Annotated in this window: 14 protein-coding genes; all 14 read right to left on the minus strand. The window is 42.3% G+C overall.

What is annotated here, in order from left to right; genetic code table 11:
• Positions 1 to 324: 324 nt before the first annotated feature.
• The gene (locus tag BMX50_RS20935; RefSeq protein WP_091213153.1) at positions 325 to 1896 is read right to left on the minus strand and encodes a hypothetical protein; all 1572 of its coding nucleotides are present in this window, start codon (positions 1894 to 1896) and stop codon (positions 325 to 327) included.
• A gap of 30 nt (positions 1897 to 1926) precedes the next feature.
• The gene (locus BMX50_RS20940; RefSeq protein ID WP_091213156.1) at positions 1927 to 2478 is read right to left on the minus strand and encodes a WcaF family extracellular polysaccharide biosynthesis acetyltransferase; all 552 of its coding nucleotides are present in this window, start codon (positions 2476 to 2478) and stop codon (positions 1927 to 1929) included.
• Positions 2465 to 3031: an exosortase Y gene (gene xrtY, locus BMX50_RS20945; protein WP_091213159.1), complete on the minus strand. Its 567-nt coding sequence runs from the start codon at positions 3029 to 3031 to the stop codon at positions 2465 to 2467. The genes BMX50_RS20940 and xrtY overlap by 14 nt, the downstream gene beginning before the upstream one ends.
• Positions 3031 to 3891: a glycosyltransferase family 2 protein gene (locus BMX50_RS20950; protein WP_091213162.1), complete on the minus strand. Its 861-nt coding sequence runs from the start codon at positions 3889 to 3891 to the stop codon at positions 3031 to 3033. Before BMX50_RS20950 ends, xrtY begins: the two co-directional genes overlap by 1 nt.
• Complete coding sequence (locus BMX50_RS20955) at positions 3888 to 4511, minus strand: class I SAM-dependent methyltransferase (protein WP_091213165.1); 624 nt, start codon at positions 4509 to 4511, stop codon at positions 3888 to 3890. The genes BMX50_RS20950 and BMX50_RS20955 overlap by 4 nt, the downstream gene beginning before the upstream one ends.
• Positions 4512 to 4592: 81 nt before the next feature.
• The gene (locus BMX50_RS20960) at positions 4593 to 6002 is read right to left on the minus strand and encodes an exosortase Y-associated Wzy-like protein (protein ID WP_091213168.1); all 1410 of its coding nucleotides are present in this window, start codon (positions 6000 to 6002) and stop codon (positions 4593 to 4595) included.
• The gene (locus BMX50_RS20965) at positions 5981 to 7153 is read right to left on the minus strand and encodes a glycosyltransferase family 4 protein (protein ID WP_091213172.1); all 1173 of its coding nucleotides are present in this window, start codon (positions 7151 to 7153) and stop codon (positions 5981 to 5983) included. Before BMX50_RS20965 ends, BMX50_RS20960 begins: the two co-directional genes overlap by 22 nt.
• A gap of 59 nt (positions 7154 to 7212) precedes the next feature.
• A complete protein-coding gene (locus tag BMX50_RS20970; protein WP_244281066.1) occupies positions 7213 to 8496 on the minus strand; it encodes a glycosyltransferase family protein in 1284 nt (427 codons plus the stop codon).
• A 3-nt stretch (positions 8497 to 8499) separates the two neighbouring features.
• Complete coding sequence (locus BMX50_RS20975) at positions 8500 to 9717, minus strand: glycosyltransferase family protein (protein WP_091213175.1); 1218 nt, start codon at positions 9715 to 9717, stop codon at positions 8500 to 8502.
• On the minus strand, positions 9714 to 10742 hold the full coding sequence (locus BMX50_RS20980) for a glycosyltransferase family 4 protein (RefSeq protein WP_091213178.1): 1029 nt from the start codon (positions 10740 to 10742) through the stop codon (positions 9714 to 9716). Before BMX50_RS20980 ends, BMX50_RS20975 begins: the two co-directional genes overlap by 4 nt.
• Positions 10743 to 10782: 40 nt before the next feature.
• Positions 10783 to 11943 (minus strand): glycosyltransferase family protein, encoded by a 1161-nt coding sequence (locus tag BMX50_RS20985; RefSeq protein WP_091213181.1) that lies wholly within the window; start codon positions 11941 to 11943, stop codon positions 10783 to 10785.
• 7 nt (positions 11944 to 11950) lie between these two features.
• Positions 11951 to 12904: a glycosyltransferase family 2 protein gene (locus tag BMX50_RS20990; protein ID WP_167668046.1), complete on the minus strand. Its 954-nt coding sequence runs from the start codon at positions 12902 to 12904 to the stop codon at positions 11951 to 11953.
• Positions 12883 to 13815 (minus strand): hypothetical protein, encoded by a 933-nt coding sequence (locus tag BMX50_RS20995; RefSeq protein WP_091213188.1) that lies wholly within the window; start codon positions 13813 to 13815, stop codon positions 12883 to 12885. Before BMX50_RS20995 ends, BMX50_RS20990 begins: the two co-directional genes overlap by 22 nt.
• Before the next feature lie 3 nt (positions 13816 to 13818).
• The gene (locus tag BMX50_RS21000) at positions 13819 to 14736 is read right to left on the minus strand and encodes a hypothetical protein (protein ID WP_091213191.1); all 918 of its coding nucleotides are present in this window, start codon (positions 14734 to 14736) and stop codon (positions 13819 to 13821) included.
• Between the last annotated feature and the right edge of the window lie 2 nt (positions 14737 to 14738).

A 14738-nucleotide genomic window follows, 5' to 3' on the forward strand; every position in this document is an offset into this window, starting at 1 on the left:
ATTGCGAGCGTAGCGCGGCAATCTCGTAGCCAATGCATATCCGCCCTGTATAGTTACGGGATTGCCACGTCGCCCCAAGTGCTCTTGCCCTCGCCGCTCCTCGCAATGACATGGCTTTTTTAACCAGCATTCCCAACCGATCTGAATCTTCCGAACACCTGTGGTGTTGTCACCGACAACTCTATACGCCCTGCTTTCGAGTAATGCTTTCCGTGTATTGCAAGAGCCTTAGAGTGCGAAAATATTTTGGTGAGAACACCAACAATGACGAGGGAATTAAAAAATCTTCCGAACACCAACAATGGCGCGGAATGTGCTCTTTGCCTACTTCGCCTCCCACAAAATATATGAGTTACTAAGCATCGTCATCTTAAAGCCCTTATAACCCGGAAAACATTTGCGCATGATAGTTGATTTTGGGCCGATATAATCGGAAGGCAAAACTATGTACAGCGGACCGGCGTGACCTTTATATACGTAATCTTCATAATCAATAGCTACATCGGGGCCAATTTCATCAACCGTTATGGTACGGTTATGTTCAATCTCCAGGCTCAGATCGGGACTTGTAACTACAAAAATGGCGTTGGTATTTTGCCTGTCCAGGTTGCGGATATAGTTTAACGACGGCTGATCAATAAATAACTGTGCTATCCCCGAATAGCCGTGTGCACTTGTGTTTTTATTTTGAAAATAGCTTGGTACAAAATATTTATAGCTTGAATAGGCGATAACGAAGCACACAAAATAAAACAGGTATTTGTAACCGGTTTGCAGTCCGCTTATCAAATAAATGATGCCCGGGGCAACGATAAGCCCAATGAGCCTTAAATGCCTTGCCTCGTACGAGATATTAGCCTGCCTCAAAAACGATTGCCCGAAAAACAATACCATCACCACATAAAAAACGAGCAGTAGCAGTACGTAATTTTTGTAGGGAACTTTTTTTACGATAAACCAGATGAGTAAAATACTTAATATGGCACAAACAAGCACAATTACCACGCCCCAAAAATAGGTAAACATAGGAGGGTCGTCATGAAATAACAGGCCGTTGGTTAAATCATCTATCGAAAAAGCTGTCAATATTGGTGATGCCAGCGGAAAACCGAAAGTTTCCCAGGCCAGCTTTATACTGCCATGCACGGTTGATGGATTACCTCCTTTAGAAAGATAAAAGTGACTGATGGTAAGTAGTGAAAGTATTGCCGGAATACCTATCCACAAGCCATTTTTTATCCAGCCGGAGATAGCCTTTGTACCTAATGAAAGCCTGAACCATAAAAAACAGCAGCCGGCGGCAAGCATCCACAAAAAGGATGATTTACAGATAAAACCAATGATACCGGCAACAAAAATGAATACAGCCAGTTTCCAACTAACTTTTTCGAACGCTATACAGCCGTATAAAAACCAGCCGGTATAGCCAAAAAGCAATACTTCGCCGCCATTGTAAAATACGTACGGCGTAGAAAATGATAGTTGAATTATGATGAACAGCACGCTTAAAGCCGAGATCATTGGCGTAAATCCAGCCTTTTTAAAGAAATAGTAAAAGCCGAAAATGCCAGATAACGAAAATAGCAGGGTTACTATGGAAGAGGCCTGACCGGTATTAACGCCAAAAATCAGTTTGAAAAAGTAAGGCACCAGGTATTGCCCCGGCGACCACCAAGCAAGAAATTCTGATGTGTTTTTGCTGATATCATTCTGGTCGGGTTTTACGACGATGTTGAACGCCGAGCCCAACTCCATAGAGCGCATTACCTGGAACCCTTTACTCGGGTCGGGATAAATGGCTGCCGGGGCTATGATCAGCATAATACCCATAATGAAAACAATCCCGCTCATAACCAATAAAATGATTTGATGGGTTTGTAGTTTTTGTTTTAGCATAGTGTTACTTTAAGCAGATGATGTAAATTTTTAACTGATCTCCCGTTCCCGGATCTTTACTGCAGGGTTACCCTGGTAAACGCCATAGGCCTCCATATTTTTCGTGGCAATAGAACCGCTGGTTAATACCGCATGTGAAGCCGCGGTTACGCCTGGGGTAACCATTGCCCCTGCACAAATCCATACCCCATCCTCCAAAATTATACCTTTGGTGATCAAATCAAACGATGTTTTTTTGTAATTGTGACTGCCCGTTAACAACACCGCCCCCTGCGACAGGCACACATGTGCGCCTATTTGGATCAGCACCAGGCTATCTATCCATACGTTTTCGCCTATCCAGCTTTCGTTGCCTATATGCAGGTTCCATGGATATTTGATGTTTACACAAGGCTTGATAGTTACGTTTTTACCAATTTTTGCGCCAAACAGCCTCAAAAAAAATACTTTAAATGCGCTTGATGGTATAAAGCTTGTTTTAAAAAACAAGGCATTAAAGTAATACCAAAAAATACGCTTCAATGCGTTGCCGCCCGGATTATAAGGATGATTGTTGTAAGTGGAAAGATCAGTTCTTGACATCGGTACCGGCAAGCTTATCGTTACGTTTAACCCAAATATAAAGGCTAAACGCAATAATGATGTAAAGTATAATATTGAAAATGGTGTGATGGTCAATTATCCGGTTGGCCTTTTTTGACCAAAAAATAGCCAGTAAAACAAAACGCAATACGTTTAAAAGCTGGATAACTAAAATCCCCGAAATGAGGAATACCAATTTTGATCGGAGCGGAGATGGATAGGCCAGCACAAAGGCCGAAAAAAAGCTAATCAATCCTAATCCCAGGCAGCTGTAAACCACGGCCAACGTACCTTTACCTGCAACCAATAATTCAGAGTTGTTATCAATTGCGGCATAGCCAAGCCACTTCAGGACCGTTACGCTGCAATCTAATAAGAGTTGTCTTAAGGCTGCGATGTAGTTTAGATGCTCGGCTAAAAATGGACTGTAATTTCCGCCGGGACTGGTAATGCCGAAAAAGAAAATGTTTAAATTGTAAAAAATAGCAAACAGCAATATGAACAACAGCATAAACCGTGTTGCCGGATTATTTAAAAAAGCGGGGCGCTTCATTATTTTTTGTTCTCCTTTCGTAACTCATAAATTTTAGCATCGATCAAAAACCTAAACCAAAAACCCTGTAAAAAATGGAATACCAGCCCGGTTTTTCCATCTAAAAAACCAAGCTTTATAAAATATCTTATCGTGAAATAAATTACAGGCCTTACAAATAAAGGGAACGCTTCGTACCTTTTTTTCATGTACCGGCGGCGTTCCATCGGGTTACCAAATAAGCGTGGATGTACCAACTTGCCGTTATCGTCAACTAAAGGAGCGTTTTGCTGCTCAACAAGATACTGTGCTTCCAGTGTTGCCCAATGGTTATGACGTGCAATGAAACTGGTAAGGGAATCGGTTATGACATCAATAATATCTGTTTTTAGTACCTGTGTGTTGCCGGTAACCTTAAAATGCTGGTCGTACAGTTTTTCCTCACAGTGTCCGAAACCCTGCCTGAACAGATTGGCGTGATAAGTAGGGTAGTGGCCACCATGTTTTATCCATTTACCCATAAACATGGTACGCCTGCTGATGAGGAAACCATTGATTTCCGGATCTACAGACTTACTGAAAATATCATTCAATTGTGCCGCAAGTTCTGGTGTAACCCGATGGTCGGCATCAAGATTAAGGATCCATGTACCTGTTAAAGGCAGGTTATCCAACGCCCAGTTACGCTGGGCTGCATAATTTTCAAATGGGTGATTGAAAATGTTTTGAGTATACAGCCTGCAAATATCCAAAGTGTTATCGGTTGAGCCGGAATCAACAATGTAAATATTGGCTTTAAGTAGCGCTGCACTTTGCAGGCAGTCGCCGATGTTTTTTGCTTCGTTAAAAGTTAAAATAATAATGTCCAGGCTTTCGCTCACTTGAATTTGGCTTTTATGATCATCGTCATCCAAAAATAAGAGAACCTGCCGCAACCCCTGAATGCGGTTACTTCAAACCCATGCTCGTTGAGAATTTGTGTAAGCGTTTTAACCGACCAGAATTTAATATGTCCGCCTTGCCACAAAGGGCTTATATGGTTATCCCATTTATTGAAGATACTTAAAAATAAGTTTTTTAAATAGCCATGATAGGGCGTGGATATGATAAGCTCTCCTTTTGATTCGCTTAAAACATCCCGACAGAGGCGTATAAAGGCATAAGGGTCATACAGATGCTCAATAACCTCGGTTGATATTATGGTATTAAATTGGACACCTTTCAATGGTGCCGGTAAACCTTCAACAGAAAGGTCATGGACAAAAAACCTGCCGGGGTTTATTTTTTCGGCAATGGCAATGCCGGGTTTAGATGCATCAATACCGTAGGCGTTAAATCCCTTTGCCAGCAAATAATTTACCAGGTGACCGTTACCGCAGCCAAGATCAAGGATACTGCTGTTAGCATCTTTATTTAATAAGGACATCAGTGGCTTCTCCAGCTCCTTAAATACATGGCAGGGACTTGCGTCGGGATAATCGTAATCTTTATAAGCGCTCATGCATTTGTTATTTGCAGATACATACTTTTATATTTTTATTCCGCAGCTGTTTTATGATGATTGGTGACCGGCTGTGGATATTTAAACCTCTTTTAAAATGTTGGAATTTACCAGTATTTTATGGATGAGCAACATGCTGATATAGCTCCAGAAAACGGTGTTGAACAAAAACTCAAAGCTAATGCCCCGCCACATGATCTGAAACAGCCCCGAAAATATAAGCGCTGTTCCTAATATATATCCTCCAAATAGTTTTTCGGCTTTAACGGCTATGAGTTGCGCAATAGCGCCGTAGCCAAAAAGGAAGATGAAGATCCCGAAATCCCCTCCCGAAAGGTAGGCATCAACAATATAGGCTGGTTTGGCCGATACGGAAGAATTACGGTTAACTACCCCGGCATCGTAAACGCGCTGCATAATCAGGTCTTCGGTAATAGGTTTGGACGGCCATAGTATTCGCGGTACTAATGCAATGGCCGATTGTTTAACGAGATCCAGCCCATAAAAATCAACATTTTTGGGTGTAGACTGTACAAAGCGGGTAAACATATCGATTTCGCTTAAGCGATAAACTAAAAAATCCCAGTTAGTTTCTTTAACATCTTCATCATCTACATTTAATGCAGCATCAAGCGCAAGTTGTGAGGCCTGGTCGCTATTGGTATCGCCATTCCAGGCATTGGCCCGGTAAATATGGTTATAGGTTGGCAATACAGTAAATAATAAAATAATAATAGGAACAAAGGTGATGGTTACCAGTTTTTTATAGGTAGGGTACAAAAAGATACCTAAAACAAGTACGCTGATGATGATTGGCTCTTTAAATCCGGAAGTGAGGGCCTGGTAAAAGTTAAAACCGTACAGTAAAAAACAGATGAGCGTATTGCCGGCTTTTTTTAATGGTATGGCGAAGGCTAATGCCAGTGTGCCGGCGATAAAACTTAATGAACTAAACTGGAAATAAAATTGCGAAAGCCCCGGAACCTTAAGAAACAGCAATGAAACCGGAAAGCTGATAATAGCCGACATCATAAGCAAATTGGCCAGTTTTTCTGTTTCGATGTGGTATTTTTTAACTACCGGATAGTTCATGAAAATAAGTACGCCCATTATAAAGGAAGCGTGCCCAAGGCAGTAATAGCGCTGACATTGGGCAATTAGCCCCAGGGTATCTTTATCATTTAAAGTATGAATAAATACATGCCTGAAATTTTCATAGCCGAGGGTATTCATAAAATAAAAGATGGACGTACTGCACATGTACCCGGCAAAAATTATCTGGATGATAAATAAGGGCCTCATCAATTGTTCGGCCATGGGGCGATCATTGGGAATAGGGCGCACCCAACCTGTAAGTGTTATCAGGAATATAAAAAATGAGCCGCCCCACGCAATAAAGTATGAAAGCACGCTATCACTTTTACATGCCAGTGCCAGCAGCCACGGTATAAACAATACAATATACCGCTCTATCGATTTGCTTTGCTGCATTTATTAATTAATTGTTCTATCGCTTCCACTTGTTTGTCAAAGCTCCAACCTTCAATAATTTTTCCGGATTGATGCCCCATTGTAAATAAAGCGGTTTTATTATACAGAAGCAATGTTTTTAGTGTGCTTTTTAAATCGGTAAGGTCGCCGGCATTAAAGATCATGCCATTTTCATGATCCTTTACCAAATCGGAGCCTGCGCCAACCTTGTTTGATATAAGTATGGCTTTGCTGCACGCCATAGCTTCGTTTACGGCCAGACCCCAGGTTTCACCGGGGCCTTTTGATGGCAGGCAAAAAATATCACATGCCTGGTAAACTACAGGCATATAAAGCTGGTTTTGGAAATCAATAAAGTGTACATTTTTATGCAGGCTGGCCTTATTTTTCAGTTCTATTTCTAAAATGCCGTTCCCGGCAAACAGTAAGTGGGTATCCGGTAAGTTTACATCAGTAAAAGCTTCAAGCAGCAATAATGGGTCTTTTTTATTTTCAAACTTACCCGCAAAAAGCAGGAGCTTTTCATCGTTAGCTATTCCCAACTGATTGCGCAAGACGGAGGCTTCGTCTGCTCTGTCGACTGCGAAACGGGCATTATCTACTGCGTGCGGCGCAAAAAATAGCTGCGTTTCTTTTAATCCGAATTTTTTAAAATAGGCCTTATTGTTTGAACCAGTGTACAGTGCGTAATCAATATTTCGGTAAACCCGTTTTAAAAACAAGCTTCGTAATAATGATTTAATCCCACCGGTATCGTCAAGTAAAGTTGAATCGCCCCGGAAAATGACAGGGACTTTACCTTTAAAATATTTAAGGGTTTTGAGGTGGCTTTTATAAAACCAGCCATAAACCAATACTGCATCAGGCTGCCACGTGTTTATCTGACTGATAAGATCAGGATTGTCGATCCCTTTTGAGTGATGTGAACCCGGATTTGCCGAGATATTTTTCATCCATTGGTAAGGATAGCCCTCAAGCAGCGGAAGGTCCCAGCTGATATTTTTGCCGAATCCCGGATCAAATTTTTGCATGGCACCCTCGCCCCAGGTATAGAATACCATGATACCTATTTTTTGCCGTTGATGCAGCAGCTTAAATACCGGAGCATAGTACTGTATAGGATGGGTGATAACAATGGCTAATTTCTTCATTTAAATAGTTTCGCCCCGTATTTTGCCAAGATTGCTTTCGGCATAAAACTCCAATTTATTTAACGGCCCGTACAAATGATTTTATCAAATAAGCGGCACTGTGCCAGTGTCATTTCCTGCGCAGAGTATTTTTTTACTACATCAGCGTTATATTCAACCGGTTTTAAACTGTGCTGAATTAGCTGACCGAAAAATGTGAATACATTTTCATTGGTAATATTATCGTAGTTGTAAACATGTTCTACACCATATTGCTGCATGATAGGTATAGCAGAACTTGCAGCATTAAATATGGCTAATACCGGATTTTTTGTAAGCAGGTACGGGAATATTTTTGATGCCGTATATTTTGGATCGTCAGATCCCGGGATAAACAGTGCATCGGCTTGTTGAAGTGTGAGCAGTGTTTGATAGTAGCTGATCCTGTCGGTAATTTCAACAACGTGGTCCTCAATGCCATATTGCTTCGCCAGAGGTTGTATAGTTGCTGTTCCCTGCCCGGCAGGGGCATAGCTGGTACCGATGAAGTAGAGTTTTATTTTAATGTATTGCTCCCTGTCTTCCTTTAACCCGGTTTGCAATGCTTCAAACACAGGGCTTATAGCCCTGTGCATATCCTTACCCCCGCGACCGATGTACACTACATTGATTAAGTTCTCATTAAGCAAACCAGTAAAAAGCTTTTGATTATCTGTCGCTATTTGCAAATCCGGTTCAAAAGCGCCGAAGGTTATGGTTGCCGCCGGGATATTCTGAATTACAGGATAGCGCGATTTAAGCTCGTCGATATAGGCGGATGATACGCTGATCAGTCCAGCTACGTTTTTTATGGCGATGGGCTCCAGGTATTTGTTTAAGCGATAGGAAAACCAATATTTAGGTGGCTGTTCGTTTTTGGGTTTATTGATATAATAATCGGAATGCCAGGGGTCCTGCATGTCAATAACATAGGGAACCTCGAAACGTTTTTTCCAATATGCCCCCAAAATACAAACCGGGAACTGTGTTGTCGAAAAATAAATGAGGTCAAACTTGTTATTCTTCAGTAAGCGGTTAACCGTTTTACGGTAATACCATAATGAGCGGATAGCAATACTACCCAGCCCTACTTTTGAAGTCAATTTCTTGCTTAAAGCTTTTACTTTGTGAATTTTAATGCCCGAAGGCAGGCTTTGCAGCAATAGCTCATCTTTGGCCAGGTCGGCATATTGCTCATCAATAGTAACTACTTCTGCATCCCAGCCACAGGCCGCAAAATAAGGCAGGCTCATCCTTACGCGCTGCATATCGGCCGCATTTACAGGCGGGAAGTATGGCGAAATAATGAGGAGCTTTTTATTCAAGGGTTATAGGTTTTGAACGAGATTTAAAAACACCCGGCTTTCAGTTTCCCAGTTCAATGATGTTTGCCCTAATTGGTAGTTTTGAAGGCGTGTTTGATATAAAACATCCGGGTTCTCAATATAAAAACAGATAGAATCCGTTAGCGATTGCAAATTGTCTTTTTGATATAATTTTCCGGTAGCCGGATGTTGTTCCATAAACAGTTTTTGTGCCTGTGTATTGCTTGCTATCATGGCAAGGCCGCATTGTATATAAGTAAAGATCTTATTGGTGAGGCAGATATCCCTGTTTAAAGGTACACCGGTTTCGGTGGCCATGCCGATATCAAAGCGGCTCGCAAAACTGAAGATCTCATCAGCAGCAATAGGCTCATGGAACTGAAGTTGATCCGCGTTTAATTGAAGTGCATGGCCGAGGTTTAACAATGCGAATCTGTGGTTTTTACTGCAATTGCCCAGCAGATGTAATTGTACATTACCTTTAGTAGCTGCCATTGCTTTGATAACATCTTCCAATCCTCTTTCGGGGCCTATCGTTTGCGAAAACCAAAATAGTTTTAGCGGCTCATCGGCTTTATAATTTGGCCTGATGTTGAGCGCTGTTTTAGGGAACACGTTGTTTATTACAACAGGGTTTAGATAACTGTGTTCGCGTTTATAATATTGAGCTATGAGCGGGCTTGCTGCTGTAAAATAACCAACCTGGCTAAAATATCTTTCTTCAATGTATTTATTGAGGCGATAGTTTTCGTCATGGGTTGAAGTGAACTGTCCCGAATGCATGTCCTCTGCATCGTAACCAACTTTGGCACCATTGCGTTTTGCCGCTAATACTGCAGCCGGCAGCGCACCAAGGTTATGGGCTATGTAAAGGTCTGTTTTTATTTTTTTTGCGATAGCCAAGGCCTCAGTATGGCTGCGGCTGATGGCGTTTTCCGGGATGCCGAAATTTCGGGTATATTTAAATAGCAGCGTACTTAGCTTTTGGCGGATACGGGTTTTAAAATAAGTAACCTTTTTCGCAACAGGATCTCCGCCACAATAAATATACATGTTAGGATACTTGTCAGTTAAAGCTTTATCGGCTTTTTGTGCCCATTGCTGGTAAAAGCAACAAATAACTTTAACGCTATAGCCAAGCTTATGCAATGTTTCGGCCTCTTTAACCAGGCGCGGATTGGTAGTAGGCTGACCGGTAGTTATGAAAGTAACGTTCTTCAATTCTTACGTGTTGCCAGTTGGTATAATTCCTCGTACTGTTTGGCCAGTACACCGGCGCTGAATTTTTGTTCGGCAATCTGTCGGCAGGTTATTCTGTTAATACTGTCAATGTTGCTGATTGCCTTGGTTAGGTCTGCCTTGGTATCGCAAACAAAGCCATTTATGCCATGACTTACAACCTCTGGTACTGCCCCCCGCCTAAGACCTATAACCGGCGTGCCGCAGGCCAGCGCCTCGGCCATAACGATACCAAAGGGTTCGTCCCAGGTTACAGGCATCAGGAAGGCTTTTGAGTTACGCAGCAATTGGTTTTTCTGCCTGTTGTTAACAGGGCCTATGTATTTAATCTGTTCACCATCAATATAGGGTTTTACCTGTTCTTCAAAATATTGCTGGTGTTTTGGCTCATTGGGTACATTGCCAGCTATTACCAATTTTTGATTAGTTTTTTTTGCTGCATGTATGGCAATAGCTGTTCCTTTTTCGTGCTGGATCCTGCCTAAAAAGGTAAGAGGCGCATCAGGGGCAACATCGGCATTGAAATCGTAATCGTTGATGTCAACCCCGTTATAAATAGTGGTTACATCAGCAAAAGTATTGATCTGGTTAGCTATGTAATTACTGCATGCTATAAATCTCAATGAGTTTTTATGAGCGATGCTTACTGCCTTTTTTACCTGCGATATAGTGGGTGGTAATTGATAGGATACAATTTTGGGAATCCGGCTTAACATGAGTAAAGCTATATTGCTCATACGGCCGAAGGTATGTACAATATCAAAATGCTGAAAAGCAATTTTTGAAGTAAGCCGGTTGATCTTCACCAAATCTTTTATCCCATAATGCGCTGATTCGCGGTAACCAACCAGTTTGCAGCCCGGCTGCGAATGTTCGTTGGCATACAGGGTAACATCGTGCCCGTTTTTTTTAAGCTCCTGGATCAGCATAAAAACAATGCGTTCAATACCACCGTATTGCTCAGGAGGTACAGGGATCAGCGGATTTACTATAATGGCTATTTTCAATTTAAATACTGTTTGATGAGTGCGCTGGCATAATGTATGCTTAGCGCCCAAAAATGACCCTCTTTATTTTTTTTAACGATGATGGGATAGCGTGGTCGTGCAAGGCTCTTTGTTGTCCGTTGATCCTTAGTTTATCCCTCTTTTCTTTGTTGTTGAGCAGTTCCGTTGCTTTTTGTACCAGTTCATCAACCGTGCGGTAAACGTTAATTTCATTATCGGTATCGTAAAGCTGCCCGATGCCTTCACAGTATTCGGTAAGGTAGCACGCGGCAAGCATCGGCGCTTCTATATCACGTAACCGGGAATAGGTTAGCGGCTTGTTGTGGGTACGTTTAAATGTTGGTACCCGGTTAATTCCCAAAGTAACCATGCTCCTTTGAGTGATGTTGATATACTCATCAAAATCCGGGCTCGGGAATATATGGTTGTCGGCGACGGGGATTATAGGAAGCTTGTTTAATTGCTGAAGCCCTTTAATTGCCAGGCCGGAAAAACCCTGCTGTTTTACAAAGGTAACCTGGTTGATAAGTTTTTGATAAACAGAACCAGGAACAAATGCCGGGGCTGTGCTCTGTCCTAACCAGCCAGCCCCGCGAATGCTTAGGGGCAGGCCTTTTTGAATAGCCTGGCCTAACAGATTTTCCCGCAGCATATCTTTTGATCCGATAAATGATACACCCGGTTGCTCATGAAGTGAGGTATACTGCCTTAGTTCGGGCTCAACCCACATAGGCATTGGCAGATTGATATACTTTACGCCCGCTTTGTTATACATTGCTAATGCCTCGTATTCAGGCACCCAAATCAAATCAAAGATCCTGAACGTTGCCGGTACAGTTTTAAATTCCCTGATGTTATCGCAATAAAAGTTAACACAGGGGATTCCCATTTTCCTGATCTGCGCTATCGCATCAGTATTTATTTGCTTTGGATACAGATATGTTAAAAAAATATCGATGTTTTGTTGGTTAGCTTTGATATAATTGATAGTGGCCTGCCAGCTCCGTTCCTGCCAGTTTTGTAATGTGGCCGAACCTTCGTCGTATACCAATCCTTCGGCCCAATCAACCTCCGGTACTTCAATGTAGCTCATACCAGCTTCTCCGATACCGTTTTTGATATAATGCTGCCAAAAGCGGTAGGAGGGCACAGGGTGAGGTTTGCTTACCTTATCCTGTAAAAATGAAAGCAGTATGCGCATAGATATATTACCTGCCAAACAAGGCTTTAAATTTTTGTGTTAATTTCCAACCGATGATTTGGTTTAACAGCTTTGTATAACCACCGGCCGGAAACCTGGCTTTTGAACCGCCTAACTCGTTAATACGCTGTTGGGCTTTGTTCATAATATCGGGATAGTGGGGATAATACGCATAAACAAAATTTTGCAGGCAATCGGCAACTGCGGTTCTGACCCTCGGGCTGTTTTCGTACAGCAGCATGTATGCTGTGCCTTCATAGATGGATGTAAAAGCCGACTCAATCCCCCGCCTGGACGTTAATGCAGACAGCGAATTGCCGATACCGCTCCGGTAATATAAAACAGCATTTTGGGCGAAACGAATTTCATTAGCCTGCAACAATACGCGTGTGATAAATTCAAAATCATTCACCAGGCTTAACCGCTCATCCCATAACCCCGATTTTTCAAGCACAGCCCTTGGGATTAGCCATAAGGCGCATTGCATCATGGCTTGTTTGCCATCCATGGATGATACCAGCCAGTCGATAGGTTTGCAATCTTCTTTAATAAACTCTTCGTTCAGTTTAAAGGTGCCGATATCATCGTTATAGAAACGGCCCCAGGCGGCTGAAGCTACTGCATCTTCGCTATTGCCCACCCGTTTAACTTGTTCGGCAATATAACCGGGCGTGATCATATCGTCAGCATCCATAAATTTAATAAGCCTGCCTTTTGAAAGATTGAAGGCTTTATTTGCAGCTGCACACTGGCCGCTGTTTTTTTGCTGATGAATGCTGATGCGCGGGTCGGTAAACCGATTAAGAACAACGGCAGTATCATCCGTAGAACCATCATTAATAATGATGAGCTCCCAGTTGGTATAGGTTTGCTCAAGTATTGAACGAACAGCCTCGCCAATATATTTGCCCGCGTTATAGGCGGGCATGCAAATAGATACTAACGGGTTACTTTTTTCCACTCGGTAGTAAAATAGGGCAGTTTAGCTTTGAAAATATAATGGCGTACGATGCTTTGACTTTTAAAGCCAGGTTTATTATCGTAAAAGATACTATATGATTTTTCGTCAAGCGCTTCGGCATTTTGATGATACAGCAAATAGCTCATCAAGGTTTGTTCAACCTGGGCTGGCCCTGCATGAGGATAGTGTTGTAGCAGTAGCCTGGCTTTTTCTTCAAGGTGGGCATAGTCAATTTTATCATTGTCATAAGCTATGATGCCGCCGTTAACGCTCTTTATACAGTTGATGCCATGTTTATCGCTGAGTATATCCTCGTTATCGACAAAGTAGGAGCTTGCCAGCTGCTCCCTCATATAAACGGCTGTTTTTTGTTGATATGCCTCCAGTATTTGATCGGGTTTGCCAAAAAAGATCATGTCGCTATCCATATGGATTGCCCATGAGGACGAGGTATGAATATCTATCAACCGTCGAAAAAAGGGGTGCCAATTACGCAAATACCTTAATGTTGGGAAATGATGCTGTGGTAAAACAACGTCGAGATGTTGTAACACCTGCTGCTCGGATATGGCTTCAATACCCGGCAATACCTGGTTTACAAAACCGATATGTTCATCGGTAAGTGTTCCGTCCGAATATAGCTTGATCCCTAACCGGCCATCCAGGTGACGAGCCAATGTATAAGCACAAAAAATAGTTTGGTGCCAGTATTTTGCCCCGGTCAGGAAACTTACTTCGAGTATTTTATCTGTTAAAAGCTTAACCGGCGGCAACTTCAGCGCTGCTTTTTTCATTTGCTGTTCGCCTCGCTGCATGTTTAGCCAGCCCCTCAGCCCGAAATGACTGATATGGTATCTTACCGAAAAGGTAGGCTTAAAAAGGTATTTGTATGCTATTTTACCTAAGGTCACGAGCTATAAAAAATGTTTCCAGGCGTGTTTAAAATAACCTTCTTTTGAAAGGTCGACATAATGGTGGAGTCTGCCTGTTTTGTTTTTGATCTGATCCGGGCCTGGGTTAACAATATATTCTTCGGCTTTCAAAACTGTGGCATTGTCATTCCCTATAAGCATGGCCGAAAGTGCCTGCTCTAAATAGTAAGAAGTACCTTCCTGCCCTTCGAGTGTTTTAACCCAGTTTTCAAGTTTGTCCCAATCAATGGCATCGCTTTTTAAACCAATAGCACCCACATTAAGTAGTGGTTTTATGGGTGAACCTGCCAGTTGTGTCATCAGCTGTTGCGAGTAACCATAAGCTTCTGTACAATCAATCATGTGAAGAGGCTGTTGCGGGTTGTTAAGCCAGTTAACCAAATCTGCCGGCTCATCCCAAAAAAGCATGTCCGAATCCAGTACCAGTTTCCAGTCATCGCCGGGAATGGTGTGCACATCGGTTAGTTTTTTGATGTGTGGATAAACCGCCCTTTTTTTATGAAGATAGGGATAGTGGGTTTCTGGCAATGTGTTTTGCAGGTTTTCGCTGATCTTGTTTTGCGTGATAACCTGTGCGCCGGGCAACTGTTTTTCTACTCGCTTAAGCAGCTCGAGATTAAAACTGCCATCGTCGACCAAGATGAATTTAAATTGCACTCCGGATGATTTAACCAATGACTGGATGCAATAAAGCGTTTGGTACAGGTAATTTTTACCGGTTAAAAAGTAAACCGGTAACCCATTTGCATGTGAAATTACCGGGGGCAATTCAACCGAGCGCTGTTCCATCTCCTTACGTCCGTTCATCATACGGAGGTAATTGAAGTAGCCGCCAAAACGCCTGAACTTTTGCAGTTGTGAACGCGGGTTACGATATAAAAAATTAATAAGCGATTGCATTG

It is taken from the genome of Mucilaginibacter gossypiicola (genome assembly GCF_900110105.1).
GTDB lineage: Bacteria > Bacteroidota > Bacteroidia > Sphingobacteriales > Sphingobacteriaceae > Mucilaginibacter > Mucilaginibacter gossypiicola.

Coding starts and splice junctions, on each gene's coding strand:
- BMX50_RS20955 (WP_091213165.1), bottom strand. CDS start 4,511: ATGAGCGCTTATAAAGATTACGATTATCCCGACGCAAGTCCCTGCCAT.
- BMX50_RS21000 (WP_091213191.1), bottom strand. CDS start 14,736: ATGCAATCGCTTATTAATTTTTTATATCGTAACCCGCGTTCACAACTG.
- BMX50_RS20935 (WP_091213153.1), bottom strand. CDS start 1,896: ATGCTAAAACAAAAACTACAAACCCATCAAATCATTTTATTGGTTATG.
- BMX50_RS20965 (WP_091213172.1), bottom strand. CDS start 7,153: ATGAAGAAATTAGCCATTGTTATCACCCATCCTATACAGTACTATGCT.
- BMX50_RS20960 (WP_091213168.1), bottom strand. CDS start 6,002: ATGCAGCAAAGCAAATCGATAGAGCGGTATATTGTATTGTTTATACCG.
- BMX50_RS20985 (WP_091213181.1), bottom strand. CDS start 11,943: ATGCGCATACTGCTTTCATTTTTACAGGATAAGGTAAGCAAACCTCAC.
- BMX50_RS20940 (WP_091213156.1), bottom strand. CDS start 2,478: ATGTCAAGAACTGATCTTTCCACTTACAACAATCATCCTTATAATCCG.
- xrtY (WP_091213159.1), bottom strand. CDS start 3,031: ATGAAGCGCCCCGCTTTTTTAAATAATCCGGCAACACGGTTTATGCTG.